The sequence below is a fragment of the Methanobrevibacter sp. UBA412 genome, assembly GCA_002495685.1.
GTDB lineage: Archaea > Methanobacteriota > Methanobacteria > Methanobacteriales > Methanobacteriaceae > Methanobrevibacter_A > Methanobrevibacter_A acididurans.
Window position 1 is genome coordinate 27,564 of sequence record DAGJ01000016.1, and the last position, 19,598, is coordinate 47,161.

Here is a 19,598-nt window from a genome sequence, read left to right on the forward strand (position 1 = left end):
CCACACAAAACATAAAGACTAAAGAAGCCATAAACTTACACTTGAAATATACCTTTAACATGAAAAAAAGAAAAAGAGAGACTACAATGATATTAACATGTAGATACAAAATACAGTTGAAAAATATGTCTAAGAGTTACAAAAATCAAATAGTAAAAAAGAACATTACAATAACCCCAAAATGATAATAATATTACATTATCAAAAAAATAAAAAATAAAAAATAAAAAAATTAATAAATTAATCTTTTTTCTCAGTGTCTAAAATATAAGTATCTTTAGAACCTACATTCAAATCAGTTTCTGAAGGCTCTTTATTCAATAAACGATCAATAAAACTACGAGATTTATACCTTTCAATTAATAAACGATAAGCAGTCAAAAGATTATTTTTATCCATACTTTCCTCTAAACATGAATTCAACTTAGAATTTAAAGATTTAATCTCATCATTTTTAGAAGTTAATAAATTATCATTTCTTTGACGTTCCAATCTAATTTCTTCAGTATAATTTTTAGAGATATCATCAGATTTTTCTCTTTCCAACCGAATCTCTTCAATTGAATGTGAAATAGATTTATCTTTCTCATCAATTATATCATAACATTTTTGCAAAGAAACTTGATTCTCATCCATAAGATCTTTAATCTCTTCATTTTTTTTAGAGATTTCAAAATTACGTTTGTCAACTTCTTTGCTAATACCAGATTTAAGATTATTATTTTCTTCCCTCAAAGAAGAAATAATATTATCTTTATCATCCAACATTTTATTGAAATCATCGATTTTATTATTGAATTGATTATATTCATTAAGAGTGAGAAGCATAACTTTTTCTCCACCATCAAAATTATCTTTTTTAGAAAGATCAATTCTGTAGGTAAAACTATTACCTCTTTTATATTGTTTAATTTCTTTTTCTAACATAAAAGTTCCTTCTTAATGTTATAATAAATTTATACTAATAAATTAAGTATAATATGTTTAATTGTTTGTTAATCATAGCATATATAGTTGAGTTAATTATAATATTAATTACAATAACAAAAAAATTATTTAAATAATATTTAAAGAAATTGAGTTATAGTATAAAAAAATTTAAAGCATAAAAAAATGATTGAGTTACAATGATATTATCAATTAATTTTTAATAAAAAAATTGAGTTAACATATGCAAGAAAATTATATTTCTTAAAAAAAATAGTGCAAGCACCATTTCAAGTGAAAAAAATTGAGTTACAAAAATTTTCAAAAATAACTCAATGAAAAGGATCGTCATTAACATTAAAAATTATTGAAAAAAAATTTTAAAACTAAAAAAATAAAAATGAAAAAAATAGAAAAAAACAATCCAAAAAATCATATAAAATAGTACATTAATGATATTAAAAGATACATGTAATGTCATTGAGTTAAATGATAATATCTTTGAGTCACAAAATATATACTAAAAGTTAACAAAAAATAAAAAATAAAAATAGAATAAAAAACTACAAAGAAGAATTTTTAGTAAAATTATAAGCAAAATTAGTATAGGAACATGGGTGAATATGAAGATAACTAGCAACAGTATTGCCTAAAGCAATTCCATCCATAGAATTAACAATTCCTTTACCCCTTTGGACATCAAAAACAAAATTAGTATTATCATTAGGCAAAATTTTAGTATAATGAAATTCATGCCCTCTTATAATATCATTTTTTTCAGAAATAATAGAATCTTTAGATGCCTTACCTATAACATAACTTAAACCTTGGACATGAGAAGTCATTTTTGATTTATAAGGTAAAGCATTCACCATAGGAACATTATCTATAGATTGAGACAAGTATATTAAACCACCACATTCTGCATAAATAGGTAACTCATCTTGATGAAATTTATTAATTGAATTAATCATTGAAAAATTATTAGATAATTCTTGTTTGAACAATTCAGGATAACCACCACCAATATATAAAGCATCTACATCAGGAAGATCATCATCTTTATAAGGACTAAAATAAATTATTTTAGCTTTATTATCTTTTAATGCATCAAAAGTATCTTGATAATAAAAAGAAAAAATTTCGTCTTTAGCAACACCAATTTTTACTGGATTTTTATTTTCAACTTTCCATAATTCATTATTATTAGATTCATTTGTAGATTTATAATTTTCTATTAGTGATGTTGAAGATATATTATTATTTATATTAGACAAATTATTTTCATGTAAAATATTCATGTTTTCTTTTATATTAGAAAATTTAGATTGCTTGATAATATCCATTAATAAGTCCAAATCAATATATTTTTTAATTATATTAGACCAAATTTCAATATTATTAATAATTTTTTCTTTTTCTAAAGCAGGAACTAAACCTAAGTGACGTTGTTTAACCATCAAAGAGTCATCTCTAGGAATTCCCCCAATTACTTTAGTATCTGTTAATTTTTCAACAGATTCTTTAGCTTTTAAATAATGTTTTTTACCACGAACTTTATTTAAAATAACACCTTCAATTTTAATTGAAGGATCCAAAGATTTGAATCCTAAAACAACAGCTGCAGCACTTTTAACTAAACTTCGAGCATCTAAGATTAAAATTACAGGAGCGTCTAAAGCTTTAGCAATAGATGCCGTATTACCTACATCACCAGTAGGACTTATACCCTCATATAAACCTCTAACACCTTCAATTATACCTATTTTAGAATTAGATTTTTTTAAACCTTGATTAAAAACATTAATAATTTGATAATCTGTCATAAAAAAAGAATCTAAATTTCTAGAAGGATTACCAGTTGCTAATGTATGGTATGAAGGATCAATATAATCTGGACCAACTTTAAAAGGTTGAATATTATGTTTTTCGGATAAAGCTTTCATAATCCCAGTGGCTATTGTTGTTTTACCTACAGCACTACTAGTACCAGCTAATACTATTTTCATGATAAATAGTTGTAATAAGTTCTATTTATAAATTTTCTTATTCAATAGAAAATGATTATTTACAATAAAACTATTAATATAAAAAATACATTTTATACTATGACAATATTAGGAAAAATGCAAATTTTAGCAGATTCCGCACAATTTGATTTATGTGATTATGTAAACAAACAGAGAAATTCTGAAGTTAATTTACCTGGAATTTATAATGCAAGTTCAAATGGTTGTGAAATTCCATTATTTAAAACATTAATGACTAATAAATGTAAAAATGATTGTAAATATTGTATTAATGAATGTAAAAGAAATTTTACAAGAATGGAATTAAGCCCTAGAGAAATAGCTAAAGTATTTTTAAATTATTATGATAGTAATTTAGTAAACGGTTTGTTTTTAAGTTCTGGTGTAGGTAATACAATAGATCAAACTATGGAAAATTTAATAGAAACAACAAGGATATTAAGAAAAGAATATGGGTATCAAGATTATATTCATCTAAAAATTATTCCAGGTGCTTCTAAAGATTCAATAAAGAGAGCTATGTCATTATCAGATAGAATAAGTATGAACATTGAAGCTGCTACTAAAGATGGTTTATATGAATTAAGTTCAACAAAAGATTATAATAAAGATATTTTAAAGAGAATTAAATGGATTAATGACTTATCAATAAGAGATTCATCATTAGCTCCTTCTGGACAAACTACGCAATTAGTAATTGGTGCCAATGATGAAACGGATGAAGAAATATTAAAAAGAATGGAATCTTTATATAATAAATTTAATTTAAGACGAACTTATTTTAGTGCTTTTACACCGGTTCAAGGTACTGAATTAGAGAATAGAGAAGCACAATCCACAGAACGTACTGCACAATTATATCATGCTGATGCATTATTAAGTGAATATAAATTTAAAAAAAATGAAATAGTATTTGATGAAAATGGTCAATTATCCTTAAGTGAAGATCCTAAGATATTAGCAGCACAAGAGATGGATATATTTCCTGTTGAAATTAATTCAGCACCTTATATTGAATTAATAAGAGTTCCAGGAATTGGTACAAAATCTGCTAAAAAAATTATTAATATACGTAAAAAAATGCCATTTAAAAAATTAAGTGATTTAAAGAAAATTGGTGTTGTAACTAAAAGAGCAGAACCATATATAAAAATAGAAGGTAAATATCAAACAACATTTCAATAATAATTAATCTAAATCATCAAATAGATTCCAGATTTCTGAATATTTAAATTTTATCGCATTATCTATTAATAAAGATGCTTCTTTACTAATACTAAATTCCGGAGAGGTTTTTCTTAAATAACGAAGAACTGCAGCAGATCTTGGTGACCATAATGTAATTCTTGGATTTTTTTTAACTTTTTGGTTAATTTCTTCAATGATTTCATAGTTAATTTTTGATGATGCTTGAGGTGGATTCTGACTTTTTTTTATAATAGATTTATTTTCAGATTTTTCAATCTTAAAAGTGTCAACATCTAAGTTAGGTTTATATTGATTATAGCTATTATTAAATTGCATATTTTTAGATGAAGTATCTATTTTAATATCGGCTTTTTCTATTAAAAAATCATTCTCTAATAAAAATCTATTATTATTATGGTTTGAGTTATATGATTGTATTAAATTAGATAAATTATTATGATTTTTATGATTTTTTGATAAATTATTTAATTTAAAAACGATCCTTCTTTGAGAATGATTACCTGTTTCTTTTTCTCCGAAATTATTAAAATCGTTAGATTCTTTAATTAATTCTTCTTTAATATGTAAATCATCCAAAATTCTATCATTTTCCAAAATACTTTCTAAATCATCAAAATGATTATTAGAATAATTTTCTTTTGAAGAATATGACTCTCTGAATTTTAAATTATAATTCTTATTTACCATGACAAAAACCTTAAATTTTAATTATTGAAGAATTTATAAGTTATAATATATAAGTTAAATGTTATAAGTTATAACTAATAACTTATAACTAAAAATAATATATAATAAAAAAAACATAATAAATTTATGAGAATTTTAGCAATTGATGTTGGAACAGGGACAAAAGATATAATGTTCTACAATACAGAAAAAGAAATAGAAAATTCAATAAAATTTGTTTTACCCTCCCCTCATTTAACTATATGTCAAGAAATTGAAAAAACAAATAGTAATATTTATTTAAATGGGGTGATAATGGGTGGAGGAAAAATAAAAAATCAATTAGTTAAACACATGGAAAAAGGATATGAAGTGGCCGCAGAAAAACTTGCAGGAAAAACAATAAGAGATAACTTAGAAGAAGTAGCATCTTATGGAATAGAAATTGTTGAAGATGAAAATAACAAAAAATATGAAAACTATACTAAAATAACACTTCAAGATGTGAATATTAACAAAATATCAAACATTATCTCACAATACGATTTAAATTATAATTTTGATGCATTAGCTATAGCAGTTCAAGATCATGGATACAATGAAAAAATGGGAGACCGTGACTTTCGTTTTGAAAAAATTAGAGAAAAATTAAAAAATCCAATAAAACCTGAAGAATACGGATTTTTAAAAAATGAAATACCCGAATATTATAGTAGAATGCAATCAGTGAAAAAATCAGTCCAATTAACAATAAAAAATAAAAACAATGAAAAACCATTATTATTAATGGATACTAAATTTGCATCTATATGTGGAATGTGTTATGATAAATCAACAAAAGGACTAAATAGTTATATAGTGATGGACATTGGAAATGGACATACAACTGTAGCATCAATTGAAAATGGGAAAATACAAGGAGTTTATGAACACCACACATCTAGATTAAATGGGGAAAAAATAGATAAATTAAATAAAAGATTAGCTAATGGAACTATAACATTTGAAGAAGTTCATGACGATGATGGCCACGGAGCACATGTAATAAACCCAATATCCAAAATAGAAAAAGTAATTGTATCCGGACCAAAAAGAAAATTAATAGAAGATACAAAATTAGATTATCATTATGCTTCTCCAGGTGGAGACGTTATGATGACTGGAACCATAGGATTAATCAAAACTATAAAATATAAATTAAATCAATAGGAAATAAAATAATGAAAATCGATCCACATATTCATAGTATATATTCGGGAGATTCAAACTCACAAATTAAAGATATTTTAAAACAAGCCCAAAAAGTTGATTTAAATGCTATAGCTATAAGTGACCACAACACAGTTAAAGGATCTAAATTTGCAATAAAAGAATCAAAAAATATGGATAATTTACTAGTTGTTCCATCTATAGAAATATCATCATATTCAGGACATATATTAGGATTAGGAGTAACAGAAAACATTCCAAAAGGAAAATCTGCAATAGAAACTGTAGAAAGAATACGGGATCTTGGGGGATTAGCAATTATACCTCACCCTTATTCTTATTATAGACATGGACTCTTTACAAAAATTGATGATAATTTATCAAATGACGGTGTTGAAACATTAAATGCAAGATACATAATTGGATACTCCAATAGTCATGCTAAAGAACTAGCTAAAAATAAGAATCTAGCAAGATTTGGATCTAGTGATTCCCACTTTATAAAATCAATAGGAGATTGCTATACAGAAATTGATTGTGATTGCAATGTAGATGATATTATAGATGCTATACAAAAAAAGAAAACAACACCTAAAGGAAAGAAAACATCTAATTTTAGAGTATTGGGAAATGTTATAAAACGTAATTTTAAAAGATCTAAAACCATACCTAATGAGGTATTAGAAAAAGAACAATAATATGGTTTTTATCAAATGCCAACAATAGATCAATTTTTACCAACAACAATTCAGAACATATTTTTCTCAGGATACACAGTTTTAAACACGTTAATTTACGGAATAATATTAATAATCATATTATTTTTAATATTAAAATTATTTAACCACCTAAAAATCAATCCAAAAGATATAATTTATTCATTAATTCCCTTCATATTTTTTGGAACAATTATTCGTGCATTAGTAGATAATAATATTTATCCAAAAACAATATTTTTAATCACCCCCGGAATATACTTTTTAGTGGGTATTTTAGCTATCACCTCCCTTTTAATAGGTTATTATTTAAACAAAACAAAAAATTTAGATTATAGATACACAATATTTTTAATAGGATTAACAATATTAATAATTCCACTATCAAAAATTCCTAATTTTAATATAAATTCAATATCATTAATTATAATAGTCTGGTTAATATTAACAATAAGTTTTTATATACTAGGGAAAAAATGGAAATTATATAATAATAAATTAAATCTATCAATTTTATCAGCACATTTATTAGATGCAAGTTCAACATTTGTAGCAGTGGATTATTTAGGTTACTATGAACAACATGTCTTACCAAATTTTATCCATTTTTATATAAATACTGCTGCAACAATGATTCCATTGAAAATTATTGTAATTTCATTTGCATTATACATAACTGACAAATACATTGATGATGAAAATATTAATGGACTTTTAAAATTAACAATCTTTGTATTAGGACTAGCACCAGGTTTGAGAAATATAATCACAATAGCAATAAGTAGTTTTTAAATAAATTTGTAAATAAAACTTATAACAAAATTTTATTAAATAATGTAAAATATACAAAAATGAGGAATTACTGTGTATAGTATAGACATCAATAGATTAAAGAAAAAAATGGACATTGCAGATAAGATAAATCTATTTGACACTACATTAAGAGATGGAGAACAAGCACCTGGAATAGCATTAACACCAATAGAAAAAATCAAAATTGCTGAAAAATTAGATAAATTAGGTGTTGACACTATAGAAATTGGTTTTCCAATAGTTTCTGAAGGAGAAAAAGAAACAGCTAGAAAATTAAGCAAATGTGGATTAAATGCAGAATTATGTGGATTATCTAGAGCTTTAAAAAAAGATGTAGATGCAGTATTAGATTCTAATTTAAACTATATTCATACATTCATAGGAACCTCTCCTCTTCACAGAGATTATAAATTGAGAATGTCTAAAGAAGAAATTATTGAAAAAACAGTTGATACAATAGAATATGCAAAAGATCATGGTTTAACTGTGGAATTTTCTGCAGAAGATGCTACAAGAACAGAACTAGACTATTTATTAAAAGTTTATAAAGCAGCAGAAGAAGCAAAGGTTGATGTAATTAATATTCCTGATACAGTAGGAATATTAGTACCTATAACCACTAAAGAGTTAATTAGACAATTAAAACCTAATATAAATGTTCCATTAAGTGTACACTTTCATAATGATTTTGGTTTAGCAGTGGCAAATTCAGTTATTGCTATAGAAGAAGGAGTTAAACAAGCACATTTAACTGTTAATGGTATTGGTGAAAGAGGAGGTAATGCATCATTAGAAGAATTTATCATGACCCTAAAAATAGCTTATGGAATAGATTTAGATGTTGATACCACAAAATTATATAATTTATCTGATTTTGTGAGTAAAATTACTGGATTTAACTTATCTCCAAATAAACCAATTGTAGGGAAAAATGCATTTGCACATGAAGCTGGTATTCATGTCCAAGGAATTCTTAAAAATAGTTCTACATATGAACCTATACCTCCAGAATTAGTGGGACAATCAAGAAAAATAGCATTAGGTAAACATACTGGAGTAAATGCATTGAAAGCTAAAATTTCAGAGTTTAATTTAGATTTAACTGAAAATGAATTTTATTCTGTTTATAGACAAATTAAAGAGTTAGGAGATAAAGGAAAAATTTTAACAGATGCAGATGTTAAATCAATCGCCATAACAGAAATCAGTACTGCACAAGAAGAAGCAATAAAATTATTAGGATTAACAGTTGTGAGTGGTGAATCAGTTTCTGCAACAGCAACAGTAAAATTATTAATAGATGATAAAATTAAAGAAACATCTGAAATAGGTGTAGGACCTATAGATGCAGCTTTCAATGCAATAAAATCATTAGTGGAAGAGAAAATAAATATTAATTTAGAAGCATATCATTTAGATGCAATAACTGGCGGTACAGATGCATTAGCAGAAGTTTTTGCTATAACATCAGATAATAATAAAAATAAAGCTACAGGAAGAGCAACAAATGACGATGTTATAATGGCTAGTGTATTAGCTGTAATAAACTCCATAAATAAGATAATATTAATTAAAAAAAGTATTGATTAAATTAAAATTAAAAAAGATTTTAGCTAAAATAGTTAAAAATATTTAATGATATTTTAGCTAAAAATTATTAAATTTTTATAATTTTTCCTGATTTTCCTTGTCGATTATTTCTTTTTCTTCTTCCTCATCAGAAACTTTCTGATTATGGGATTTATTTTTTATTTTATTTTTATTCTTTATATTTTTTAAAAATCTAATAAGTAATTAAATAACCGCTATAAAGACTATTATGATAACAATAGCATAATATAAAAATATAGATGCAGGAGCTTCATTTTTTTGATCATTTAAAGAATATAAATAACCATCATGACCACTAATAAATAAACTATCACCATAAATAACAGGTGAAGCGGATATTGGACTATTGAAAAAGAAATATCCTGGATTAAAACTAAAATTACATTCTCCTGTAAATTTATTCAATATATATGCACTACCATCATTTGAACCAACTACTAAACCACCATTATATAAAGCAGGAGTAGATTGTACTTTATCTCCAGTAGAATAAGCCCATTTAAATGTTCCATCCCGTGTATCTAAACAAGACACATTACCAGAATCAGAACCAACATAAACATTATTATTATATTCATCTACAGTTGGAGATGATAAAATCTTGTTGCTTGAATCATATTTCCAATTAACTGAACCATCAGTTTGATTTAATGCATATAATGTTCCATCAGAAGAACCTATAAATACAGTACCATTAGAAACAGCTGGAGAAGATCTTACTTCATCACCAGTAGTGTAAGACCATGTTTGATTTTTAGAATTAATATCTAAAGCAACTATTTCATTATTAGTTGACCCAACATAAATTGTTTGATTAACAACAGTAGGAGAAGAAATAATTTTCCCACCAACAGCTACATCATAAACATTAGAACCATCTACAGAATCTAGACCATAAACATGACCATTATCTGAACCAAAATAAACTGTACCATTATTTACTGAAGCAGTAGATTCAATAGGTTTAGATGTATCATATTGCCATTTCAAATTTTTATTTTGAATATCATAAGCATACATAGAACCATCTTCACCTCCTACAAATAAAGTATTATTCACAATGACAGGTGAAGCAGTAACTTTAGTGCCTAAATTATATGACCAATCCTGAGTTCCATCTTCCATATCAATAGACTTTAAAATTCCATCATTTGATACAACATAAATATTGTCTCCATGGATTACAGGAGTAGAATAAATTGAACTTCCCATATTAAAAGACCATAAATTTGTAACAAAATCAGAAGCTTCTTCTATAAAACCTTCATGACTTTCATCCTGTTGAAACATTGCCCAATCGGCAGATGCTCCATAAATAGGACTAATACTTATGATTAAAATCATAAATAAAATTAATATTGATTTATTTCTTGACATAACTTATCACTTTTAAACATCCCTATTAAATCTTTTAACACCAATTAAGAAGAACAATAATGTAAATCCTAATAAAACAGCAATATCTAACCAAACATCCCCTAAAGTTTGTCCTTTAATCATTATAGCTCTCATAGCATCATTTAAATATGTTAAAGGAAATACATAAGCCAATTTCTGTAAAATCCAAGGCATAGTTTCTATAGGATAAAAAACTCCAGATACAAACATCATTGGCATTGCAAAAGGCATTACTAATTGAGTATAATCTTCTTGAGTAGCAGTTCTTGCTGACAACATAATACCAAAACCAACAAAACATAATGCTCCTAAGAATAATAATATTAATGTAGGAATTATTCCTCCTTTAATTGTAATACTGAACAATATAATAGCAGAAACCAACAAAACAATTGATCTAAACATTTCAACTGATAACTTTCCTAAAATTTTTCCTCCAATAACTGTCGCTACACTGGTAGGTGTCATGAATAATCTAGCTAATTCTCCTGTTTCTCGTTCACCAGCAATAGATGCACCCATACCCATCATACAAGACATCATAACAGTCATTCCTAAAATTGCAGGTACTAAGAAATCCATATATTTAATATTACCATAAATTCTATTAATTTGAAGATTAATTGTAGATTTAGCACTATCTAAACTTGCAGACAATGAACCACTAGTATCAGCATCTTCTGTTACAACATTGGTCCCATTAGAACCCATAGTTGAAGCTTGTTGTGCAGTTGCCTGTTTAATAGAAAGTTGATTAAAAATACTTTGAGTAGCAGGTACTAAAGTCTGTGAACCCATTTGATCTGAAGAATCTAAGTACAAAGTAGCCGTTTTTTGTTGACCATCCGAACTATCATAATTAGCAGGTAAAATAATTGCAGCTTTAACCTGCCCAGAATCCACCATTTCCTTAGCAGCACTTGTATCTGAAGTAATATTTACCACATGATAAATATCCTCAGATTTAATTGTATTTAATGTTAAATCAGTTAAATCACCATGATCTTGAGAAACAACAACAACAGGCAAATTAGATAAATCTCCACCCATACCATATCCAAATAATAAAATCATAATTATAGGAAATGCAATAATAGAAACTAATCTACCTGGATGTCTTCTTAAACTTAACCATTCTTTTTTAACCATCCAACTAAGTTTTTTAAATTCTAGCATACCATCACCCAATCAAGTAAAATATTTCTATGCTCTTGCATCTTTATCAACCTCTGATGTAACTTTCATGAAAACATCCTCTAATGATGGTTCTTCAGTAGATACTGCACTAATTTTTCCATTTTTAGAAATTATTGTTTTAATAACATCATTTACTACATCATCATCAAAACTACTTATTTTTAAATTAACACGGTTATTTTCACCTAATTTAACTTCATTAACATGTTTTATAGCTTTAATTGAATTAATAATTTCTTCATTTTGATTTTCAATAACAAAGGACATTTTTTTCAAATAAATATTATCCTGATTTTGAGAAAGATTAATAGGTAAATTACTACCTGTTTCCGTATGTACTTCATTTAAAGTATGAGAAATATTTTTTTCATATTCCCTTTTTTCATCTTTTAATAAATAATCTTTTAAGCCTTGAGGAGTATCATAAGCAACTAGTTTCCCTGTGTTTATAATACCAACATTATCACATAACATATCTACTTCGTGCATATCATGGGAACATAAAATAATGGTATGGCCACTATTATTTAAATCTTTAATAAGGTTCCATAAGACTCTTTTAGTAGTAGGATCTAAACCAATAGTTGGTTCATCTAAAAATAAAATATCTGGACGATGAACTAAACTAGCAACTAAAGAAGCTTTTTGTTTTTGCCCTCCAGACAATTGAGAAATCAATTTATCTTTTGCATATGAAATATCCACTAATTCCATTAAACTTTCTATCCTATCATTTTTTTCTTCATCAGGAATTCCATAATAATCAGAACATAACTCCGCATTTTCCCGAACAGTTAAATCCTTATATAAACTAACAGCTTGAGGAACCATCCCGATTTTTTCCCGAACTTCATTAGGATCTTCTTGCACATCAAATCCCGCAACTGATGCAGTTCCAGAAGTTGGTTGAGTTAAACAATTTAACATTTTAATTGTAGTAGTTTTTCCTGCACCATTAGGCCCCAACATTCCAAAAATACTTCCTTTCGGTATTTTAAAATTAATAGAATTAACAGCCGTGAAATTTTTATATTTTTTTGTTAAATCATAAGTTTCTATTGCATATTTCATTTATTCACCTCACAATTTTTACTATTAAAAAATTGCTGATTATTTAATTCTTCATCAATTATAGGGTTTAAAATCATGTCTTGCATAAATTCTGACCAAATAGGATTAGAACCTACATCATGAAATCGATATTTAACAGAATTTAAAATAATTTTTCCCTTATTAGTTATTTCATAAAATTTAACTTTTTTATTATTATCATTAATATCCCAGTAACCTTGTATAACTCCACTTTGTTCCATTTTTTTTAAAATTGGATATATTTTACTAGGGTTAGATTTTTTTATAATATTTTCATCAATTTGTTTTTGAAAGAATAAATCTATTTTTTTCATGATCCCATAACCATGAATAGGAGCTTTATTAACTTCCCATAAGATTATAATTCTATAAAAACCATTATGAATCTGTTTAATAATGCTTTTCTTTATTTTTAAGTTTTCTTCAATATCTATATCACTAAATTTTTTCTCATCCATTTTTTCCTCCAATTTTTTATGATAATTTATATTTTAAAAATAAAAATTCATATATTAATTTTTGATATATTAAAATTTTATATATAAATTTAATATATATAAATGTATAGGAAAATAAAATATTATTATTATTAAATCAATACAGGAGAAATGAAAAAATGAATATAGGATTTTCAACTTTAGCACTATTTATGAAACCTATAGATGAAATGTTAAATATAGCTAAAAAAGACAAATTTAACATGATTGAACTATTAACAGAGGGATTCTATAGTCCAGAATACTTATTAAAAAATAAAGAAATGTTAGAACCATTTAAATCATACGATTTTGATTATTACCTACATGCACCTACAGTAGATTTAAACATAGCAAGTATCAATCGAGGAATAAGAAAAGAATCAATAAGACAAACATTAAGAACTTTAGATTTAGCAAATGAAATTGGGGCAAAAGCCATAACAATTCATCCTGGACAAATAGGAAGAATAGAAGATAGAATTAGAAAAATGGCATTAAAATTAACAACAGAATCCATTAAAGAATGTGTGGAGTATGCAGAAGGTATGGAAACAAAAGTATCAGTGGAGAATATGCCGGGAAAACCAAAATTTTTATGCACAAAACCAGAAGAATTAACAAAAATAGTAGAAGAAACAAACTGCTCAGTTACAATAGATTTAGGACATGCCAATACATGTGAAAACACTCCTGAATTTTTAGAAATACCTAACAGAGCATACTGCCACTTAAGCGACAATGACGGAATTAAAGATCAACATACCATATTAGGAAAAGGCACATTAGATTTAAATCTATTAAAACAAGTACAAAATGGTATATTAGAACTAAATAATTATCAAAAAGTATTAGAAAGTAAAAAAGTATTAGAAAAAATAATAAATTAAAAATCAATATTTAAAACTTCAGAAATATCATGAATAACATAATCTGCATGATCAAACATTTTAGGAGAAACTTCTTCTTTTTGTTCTAAAGTTAAAACAGATACATTAGCTTTATTAAAAGCTAAAATATCATTTGGGCCATCTCCAACCATCATGACATTAAAGCCTTGATTTTGTAAACTAGACACAATTTCACATTTATTTTTAGAATCAGCTGTAGGAAAAGCATTACTCTCATCTATTTGAATTATATTAGCCAACTTTTTAATAGCTCCAGAACGATCACCAGAAGCTATATAAACATTAACTCCCTTTTTTTTAAGTTCATTAACTGTAAAAAGAACTTTAGGAAATAATTTTCCTGCAGAAGTAATAGTATAAGCAACTTTATGATAATTAAGATCCAATATAATTGCAGATCCATTACATAAATGCATATTCTTAACTTTACCCCCCAAAACATCAAATGCATCAGATATATCACCTATAATAGAAGAATCATTTTCTAATATACTCAAAACATCTTCTTTACTAACAGGATAATTAGAATAACTAACATCAAATTCAATATCATATTTTCTAATTAAATCATAAATTTTAACATTAGGGTCAAGTTTTGTTAAACATGAAGAATTAAATTGAAGAATTACCAAAGCAGCATTTCCTAAATCATCAATTAGTTGAAGGGAATTAATATTAGTGAAAATTTTTCCAGTAGATAAATTTTTAATTGCTCTATATCTTTCAAGTAAAGTTCCAGAATTATCAAAAACAACTGCTTTATCCATAATAACAACCACAATAATAAAAGTATATATATTAATATATTATCTTAAATTATTAAAAATACTTTTTATTTATAAAAATATTTTACTTAAATTATTTAAACAAAAAAAACAAATCTAATTATTATTAATTAAGTATAAAAAAAATATTATAAAATTTTAACATTACTTATCAAAATTATTAAATTAGGTGTTTTAATGAATATTATTGAAAAATTAAATTCCATCAAAAATCAAGAGTTAACAGCAAAAGAAAATTTAGAAAATTACTTAAAAATTATAGATGAAAAAAATAATGAAATTAATGCTTTCGTATATATAAATAAAGAAGATGCATTAAATAAAGCTAACGAAATAGATGATAAGATAAAGAATGGTAAAAAAGTAGGTTCTTTAGCTGGTTTAGTATTTGGTATAAAAGCAAATATCAATATTGAAGACAAAATCATATCTGCAGCATCAAAAACACTTGATAATTATATAGGAAGCTATGATGCAACTGTTACTAAAAAAATCAAAGAAGCTGATGGGATAATCATTGGAATAACAAATATGGATGAATTTGCTGCTGGAAGTTCAACTGAAACATCTATGTATGGAACAACAAATAACCCTGCAGCACCAGGTAGAATCCCAGGAGGATCAAGTGGAGGGAGTGCAGCAGCAGTTTCAGCCAACATGTGTGATATATCAATTGGTTCAGATACTGGAGGTTCTATAAGAAATCCGGCATCACATTGTGGAGTAATAGGTTTTAAACCAACATACGGAGCTGTTTCTAGACAAGGATTATTAGACTTAGCTATGAGTTTAGATCAAATAGGTCCTATGTCTAATGACATAACTGGAATAGCTTTAGCATTAGATACAATAATTTCATATGACCCCTCTGAATGTACAACCTTAAAGTGGGATTCACCAAATTTTACAGAAATAGCTACAAACCAAAAAGGAAACAAACCATTAAAAGGCATGAAAATAGCTAAATGTAAACAATTTAGTGAAATTACTGATTCTGAAATTAATAAAATAATAGATGAATCAATAGGTAAATTAGAAGAATTAGGTGCTGAAATTATAGAAATTAATTTTAATTATATTGATTTATGTTTACCTACATATTACTTAATTAATTATGTGGAATTTTTCTCTGCAACTAGAAAATATGATGGTAGAAAATATGGTCATAGAATAGAAGAAGTATGCGGAGATGAAGTTTTAAGAAGAATTAAAATGGGATCTTACATATCACAAAAAGAATTTAGTGGAAAATATTATAAAAAAGCATTACAATCAAGATCACTTATTAGAAATAATATTAACGAAATATTAGAAGATGTTGATTTAATAGTAGGCCCAACTGTTCCTAAATTACCACATAAAATTGGAGAAAATTTAACACCTATGGAAATGTATGCTTACGACACTTTAACTGTAATAGCTAATTTAGCAGGTATTCCTGCAGGAAGTATTAAAGCTGGAGAAGTTGATGGTATTCCTGTAGGTTTACAATTACAAGCTAAACCATTAGATGATGATAAAATTATTAAAGTAATGGCTGCTTTAGAAAATAATTAAATACTTAATATATCTCTTTTTTTTTTAATTTTTTAATATTTATTAGGATTTGATAAAGTTGAAAATTGGATTAACTTATTTAAAAGGAACTGTACCAGGATTTGAAGATTTTGGTAATTTACCTACAAATTTAATAAAATCAAATGGTTTAATAAATGGATTACCCATACATAAAGAATTAGATGCTTTAATTATACCAGGAGGAACATTGATTGAATCTAATTCTTTAAATGAAAATATATTTAAAGAAATTAAATTAATGGCAAAAGAAGAAAAACCAATTATTGGAATTTGTGCAGGATATCAAATTTTAGGTAATCAAATTGATATCGGTCGGAATTCACCAAGTCCCATAATAAAAAAAGGATTAGGATTAATAGATGTGGAATTTTCACCTTTAATCAGTAATGATAGAGTAACAGCTGAAGTTGTATCAAAATCTTATCTCACAGATAATATTGAAGAAGATATAACAGGTTTTCATTGCCATACATATGGTTTAGTAAAAGGTAATGCAAAAACCTTATTTTATTCACCAATTAAACGGATGAATTATGGAGATGTAGAAAATAAAATAATTTCTGGATCATTAAATGATGATGGAAATGTGATTGGAACTATGCTTCATAATTTATTAGATGAAAATCCAGAACTTATAAAAAATTTTTTAAATTTTATAGGAGCAAATGAGAATGATATTAAAAACATTTACTCTAAAAACAAGGAATTAAAAGTTAAACTAAATAAAGAAATAGGTATTGAATCAGGTATAACAATTAAACAATTACCTAATAATGATATTAATAATCCCTTTAATGAATTTAAAAAAATAAAAGGAGATATGCCTTTATGTATTTGTATTGGAAGTATAGGGTCTGATTCAGGGAAAACATTTATAACAACAGGATTAGCAGGAGCTTTAAGACATCAAGGATTGAACGTTGGTATATTAAAAGTAGGGCCAGATGTGAGAGATACTGTAACTTCATTATATTTAACAAAAGGAAAGATGGAAGATTATGCTTCTATTAAAATAGGACATTTAGGTTGGGTAGATATTAAAGAAACACTAAACAAATTAAAAGAATCCCAATACGATATTGTCCTAATTGAAGGAGTTATGAGTGTATTTACTGGATTTTTAAATAAAAAAACTCCATATTCTGCAGCTGAAATTTGTGCATCTTCTAACATTCCAATGTTATTAATATCTGGTGTTAATAAAGAAGGGATAGAATCTGCTGCGGTTAACTTAATTTCACACACCAAAATGCTTAATAAAATAGGGATTGATGTTAAAGGAATATTATTTAATAAAGTTTATGATATGGATATATTTAATGAAGTAAGTTCTTATGTGCAGAAAGAAACAGGTATTAATGATATATTATCTATTCCTAAAGTAAAATTAGAAAAAAGAGGAGGAACTCCAGAAATAGAAATAAGATATGATTTATTTGGTAAATTAGCATTAGAAGTTATTGAAGAACATATTAATATTCAAAAAATAGCTAAAATGGGAAATAAACCATTATTTAATAAATATTTAACTTTTGAAGAAAATAAAAGTTTTTTTTAAATATTTATATATAATTTAACAATATCATTATCTTTTAATTTTAATTTTTTTCTTAAATTATTTTTAGAAATAAATTCTAAATAGTTTTCTTCATGTGTTGTTTTATCAGGAAAAACTATAGCCCCATTTTCAGTGTTATTTAATCTAGATTTTATATATTTTACACCACCAAAACCCTCATCAGGTTTAATAGTATTATTACAATTATTTTTTATAGAATTAATCTCTTTTAATTTATCTTCAGGTATGATTATATTTAAAGTTCCTGGAAAAGGTATAAAACCACATTTTTCTTGAAATTTTAATTTATAAAATTCTTGTCCTAAAAAGTATGCACCTTTTCCATAACCTGTTGTTACTATTCCTTCAATTTCCATTATTTGCCTCAATTATTATAAAAATTAAAAATTTTAATAATTTTTTATTATTTTAAATTTATAATCTTTATTTAATAAATTTATTTATTAAAGATAAAAATTTATTTAAGTAATAAAAACATATTTGTAAATTAATAAGTTCTCAGGGCGGAGTGAAATTCTCCACCGGTGGTTATTCAAGAAAAATTTGATAAGTCCACGAGCATTGCAATTAAATTGTAAATGTTGATTTGGTGTAAATCCAAAACCGACAGTTAAAGTCTGGATGAAAGAGAATTGGAAAAATACATATATAATTTAAAGTATTAATCTTTTTTTAAGCCCTGGTTCATGTATAAAAGAAACTATTTAGGAGACATTACTATGAATCATGAAGAAATGTTAAAAGGTACAGCTAAAGAACGTGTAGAAATAGCACTAAAATCTGTAAGAGATGGAAATGGAATCATCATAACCGATGATGAAAATCGTGAAAATGAAGGAGATATGATCTTTTCAGCTGAAAAATTAACTAATGAACAAATGGCACTTTTAATCCGTGAAGGAAGTGGTATAGTTTGTTTATGTTTAAAACCTGAAAAAGCAGACTCTTTAAATCTTCCATTAATGGTTGATAATAATACAAGTACTTATGGAACTGCTTTTACAATCACAATTGAAGCAGCTGAAGGAGTTACCACAGGAGTATCTGCTGCAGACAGAGTAAGAACTATTAAAGCAGCTTCAAAAGATAATGCTAAACCTGAAGATTTAAATCATCCCGGCCATGTATTTCCTTTAAGAGCTAAAGCAGGTGGCGTACTAGAAAGAGATGGACACACAGAAGCTAGTGTAGATATAATGAGTATGGCAGGATTAAAACCAATAGGTGTACTTTGTGAAATAACAAATGAAGATGGTACTATGGCTAGAATGCCTAGAATAATTGAATTTTCAAAGGAAAAAAACTTACCTATTGTCACAATTCAAGACATTATAAAATATAAAAAAAACAATTCATAAACATTAAAAATAATTTTATATTATAAATAAATGTGGAATGATT

The 19,598-nt window shown here is 25.9% G+C and carries 18 protein-coding genes and 1 riboswitch; of the genes, 9 read left to right on the forward strand and 9 right to left on the reverse strand.

All coding sequences use genetic code 11. From position 1 onward, the window contains the following. Positions 1 to 240 precede the first annotated feature (240 nt). Both BP997_RS04535 and BP997_RS04540 read right to left on the reverse strand, forming a co-directional pair. Positions 241 to 927, reverse strand: a complete 687-nt coding sequence (locus BP997_RS04535; protein ID WP_413828908.1) for a hypothetical protein — start codon at positions 925 to 927, stop codon at positions 241 to 243. A 563-nt stretch (positions 928 to 1,490) separates the two neighbouring features. Continuing rightward, positions 1,491 to 2,936: a cobyrinate a,c-diamide synthase gene (locus BP997_RS04540; protein ID WP_413828910.1), complete on the reverse strand. Its 1,446-nt coding sequence runs from the start codon at positions 2,934 to 2,936 to the stop codon at positions 1,491 to 1,493. A 99-nt stretch (positions 2,937 to 3,035) separates the two neighbouring features. On the opposite strand from BP997_RS04540, the gene BP997_RS04545 reads away from it, so the two are divergent. Beyond that, positions 3,036 to 4,142 carry a radical SAM protein gene (locus tag BP997_RS04545; RefSeq protein WP_413828912.1) on the forward strand — a complete coding sequence of 369 codons (1,107 nt, stop codon included), beginning with the start codon at positions 3,036 to 3,038 and terminating at the stop codon, positions 4,140 to 4,142. A gap of 3 nt (positions 4,143 to 4,145) precedes the next feature. Here the strand turns inward: BP997_RS04545 and BP997_RS04550 are convergent, their stop codons facing one another. Next, the gene (locus tag BP997_RS04550) at positions 4,146 to 4,853 is read right to left on the reverse strand and encodes a hypothetical protein (RefSeq protein ID WP_413826747.1); all 708 of its coding nucleotides are present in this window, start codon (positions 4,851 to 4,853) and stop codon (positions 4,146 to 4,148) included. Between the two features lie 126 nt (positions 4,854 to 4,979). On the opposite strand from BP997_RS04550, the gene BP997_RS04555 reads away from it, so the two are divergent. From BP997_RS04555 to BP997_RS04570, 4 genes are all read left to right on the forward strand, one after another. Beyond that, entirely contained in the window at positions 4,980 to 6,041 is a 1,062-nt protein-coding gene (locus BP997_RS04555; protein ID WP_413826749.1) for a DUF1786 domain-containing protein, read from the forward strand. Between the two features lie 11 nt (positions 6,042 to 6,052). Next, the gene (locus tag BP997_RS04560; protein ID WP_413826752.1) at positions 6,053 to 6,739 is read left to right on the forward strand and encodes a PHP domain-containing protein; all 687 of its coding nucleotides are present in this window, start codon (positions 6,053 to 6,055) and stop codon (positions 6,737 to 6,739) included. 15 nt (positions 6,740 to 6,754) lie between these two features. Beyond that, complete coding sequence (locus tag BP997_RS04565) at positions 6,755 to 7,549, forward strand: DUF63 family protein (protein WP_413826754.1); 795 nt, start codon at positions 6,755 to 6,757, stop codon at positions 7,547 to 7,549. Positions 7,550 to 7,630: 81 nt separating this feature from the next. Continuing rightward, positions 7,631 to 9,160 carry a 2-isopropylmalate synthase gene (locus BP997_RS04570; protein WP_413826773.1) on the forward strand — a complete coding sequence of 510 codons (1,530 nt, stop codon included), beginning with the start codon at positions 7,631 to 7,633 and terminating at the stop codon, positions 9,158 to 9,160. A 204-nt stretch (positions 9,161 to 9,364) separates the two neighbouring features. On the opposite strand, the gene BP997_RS04575 is transcribed toward BP997_RS04570, so the two are convergent. From BP997_RS04575 to BP997_RS04590, 4 genes are read right to left on the reverse strand one after another with little or no spacing between them, the layout of a single operon-like run. After that, complete coding sequence (locus BP997_RS04575; protein ID WP_413828914.1) at positions 9,365 to 10,558, reverse strand: PQQ-binding-like beta-propeller repeat protein; 1,194 nt, start codon at positions 10,556 to 10,558, stop codon at positions 9,365 to 9,367. Between the two features lie 12 nt (positions 10,559 to 10,570). Beyond that, positions 10,571 to 11,755 carry an ABC transporter permease gene (locus BP997_RS04580; protein ID WP_413828916.1) on the reverse strand — a complete coding sequence of 395 codons (1,185 nt, stop codon included), beginning with the start codon at positions 11,753 to 11,755 and terminating at the stop codon, positions 10,571 to 10,573. 27 nt (positions 11,756 to 11,782) lie between these two features. Then, complete coding sequence (locus tag BP997_RS04585) at positions 11,783 to 12,847, reverse strand: ATP-binding cassette domain-containing protein (RefSeq protein ID WP_413828918.1); 1,065 nt, start codon at positions 12,845 to 12,847, stop codon at positions 11,783 to 11,785. Continuing rightward, the gene (locus BP997_RS04590) at positions 12,844 to 13,326 is read right to left on the reverse strand and encodes a PadR family transcriptional regulator (protein ID WP_413828920.1); all 483 of its coding nucleotides are present in this window, start codon (positions 13,324 to 13,326) and stop codon (positions 12,844 to 12,846) included. The genes BP997_RS04585 and BP997_RS04590 overlap by 4 nt, the downstream gene beginning before the upstream one ends. A gap of 158 nt (positions 13,327 to 13,484) precedes the next feature. Between BP997_RS04590 and BP997_RS04595 the strand changes: the two genes are divergently transcribed. After that, complete coding sequence (locus BP997_RS04595) at positions 13,485 to 14,234, forward strand: sugar phosphate isomerase/epimerase family protein (protein ID WP_413828922.1); 750 nt, start codon at positions 13,485 to 13,487, stop codon at positions 14,232 to 14,234. Here BP997_RS04595 and BP997_RS04600 read toward each other — a convergent pair. Then, positions 14,231 to 15,022, reverse strand: coding sequence for an HAD family hydrolase (locus BP997_RS04600; RefSeq protein WP_413828924.1), 792 nt, complete (start codon positions 15,020 to 15,022; stop codon positions 14,231 to 14,233). The two genes, BP997_RS04595 and BP997_RS04600, sit on opposite strands and share 4 nt — an antisense overlap. Positions 15,023 to 15,217: 195 nt before the next feature. On the opposite strand from BP997_RS04600, the gene gatA reads away from it, so the two are divergent. Both gatA and BP997_RS04610 read left to right on the forward strand, forming a co-directional pair. Further along, complete coding sequence (gene gatA, locus BP997_RS04605) at positions 15,218 to 16,597, forward strand: Asp-tRNA(Asn)/Glu-tRNA(Gln) amidotransferase subunit GatA (RefSeq protein ID WP_413828926.1); 1,380 nt, start codon at positions 15,218 to 15,220, stop codon at positions 16,595 to 16,597. A gap of 58 nt (positions 16,598 to 16,655) precedes the next feature. Further along, positions 16,656 to 18,176, forward strand: a complete 1,521-nt coding sequence (locus BP997_RS04610; RefSeq protein ID WP_413828928.1) for an AAA family ATPase — start codon at positions 16,656 to 16,658, stop codon at positions 18,174 to 18,176. On the opposite strand, the gene BP997_RS04615 is transcribed toward BP997_RS04610, so the two are convergent. Next, entirely contained in the window at positions 18,173 to 18,553 is a 381-nt protein-coding gene (locus BP997_RS04615) for a DUF120 domain-containing protein (RefSeq protein ID WP_409198290.1), read from the reverse strand. The two genes, BP997_RS04610 and BP997_RS04615, sit on opposite strands and share 4 nt — an antisense overlap. A 134-nt stretch (positions 18,554 to 18,687) precedes the next feature. Beyond that, positions 18,688 to 18,834, forward strand: a riboswitch (FMN riboswitch). An 82-nt stretch (positions 18,835 to 18,916) separates the two neighbouring features. Between BP997_RS04615 and ribB the strand changes: the two genes are divergently transcribed. Beyond that, a complete protein-coding gene (gene ribB, locus BP997_RS04620; RefSeq protein ID WP_409198289.1) occupies positions 18,917 to 19,555 on the forward strand; it encodes a 3,4-dihydroxy-2-butanone-4-phosphate synthase in 639 nt (212 codons plus the stop codon). The last annotated feature ends 43 nt before the right edge of the window (positions 19,556 to 19,598 follow it).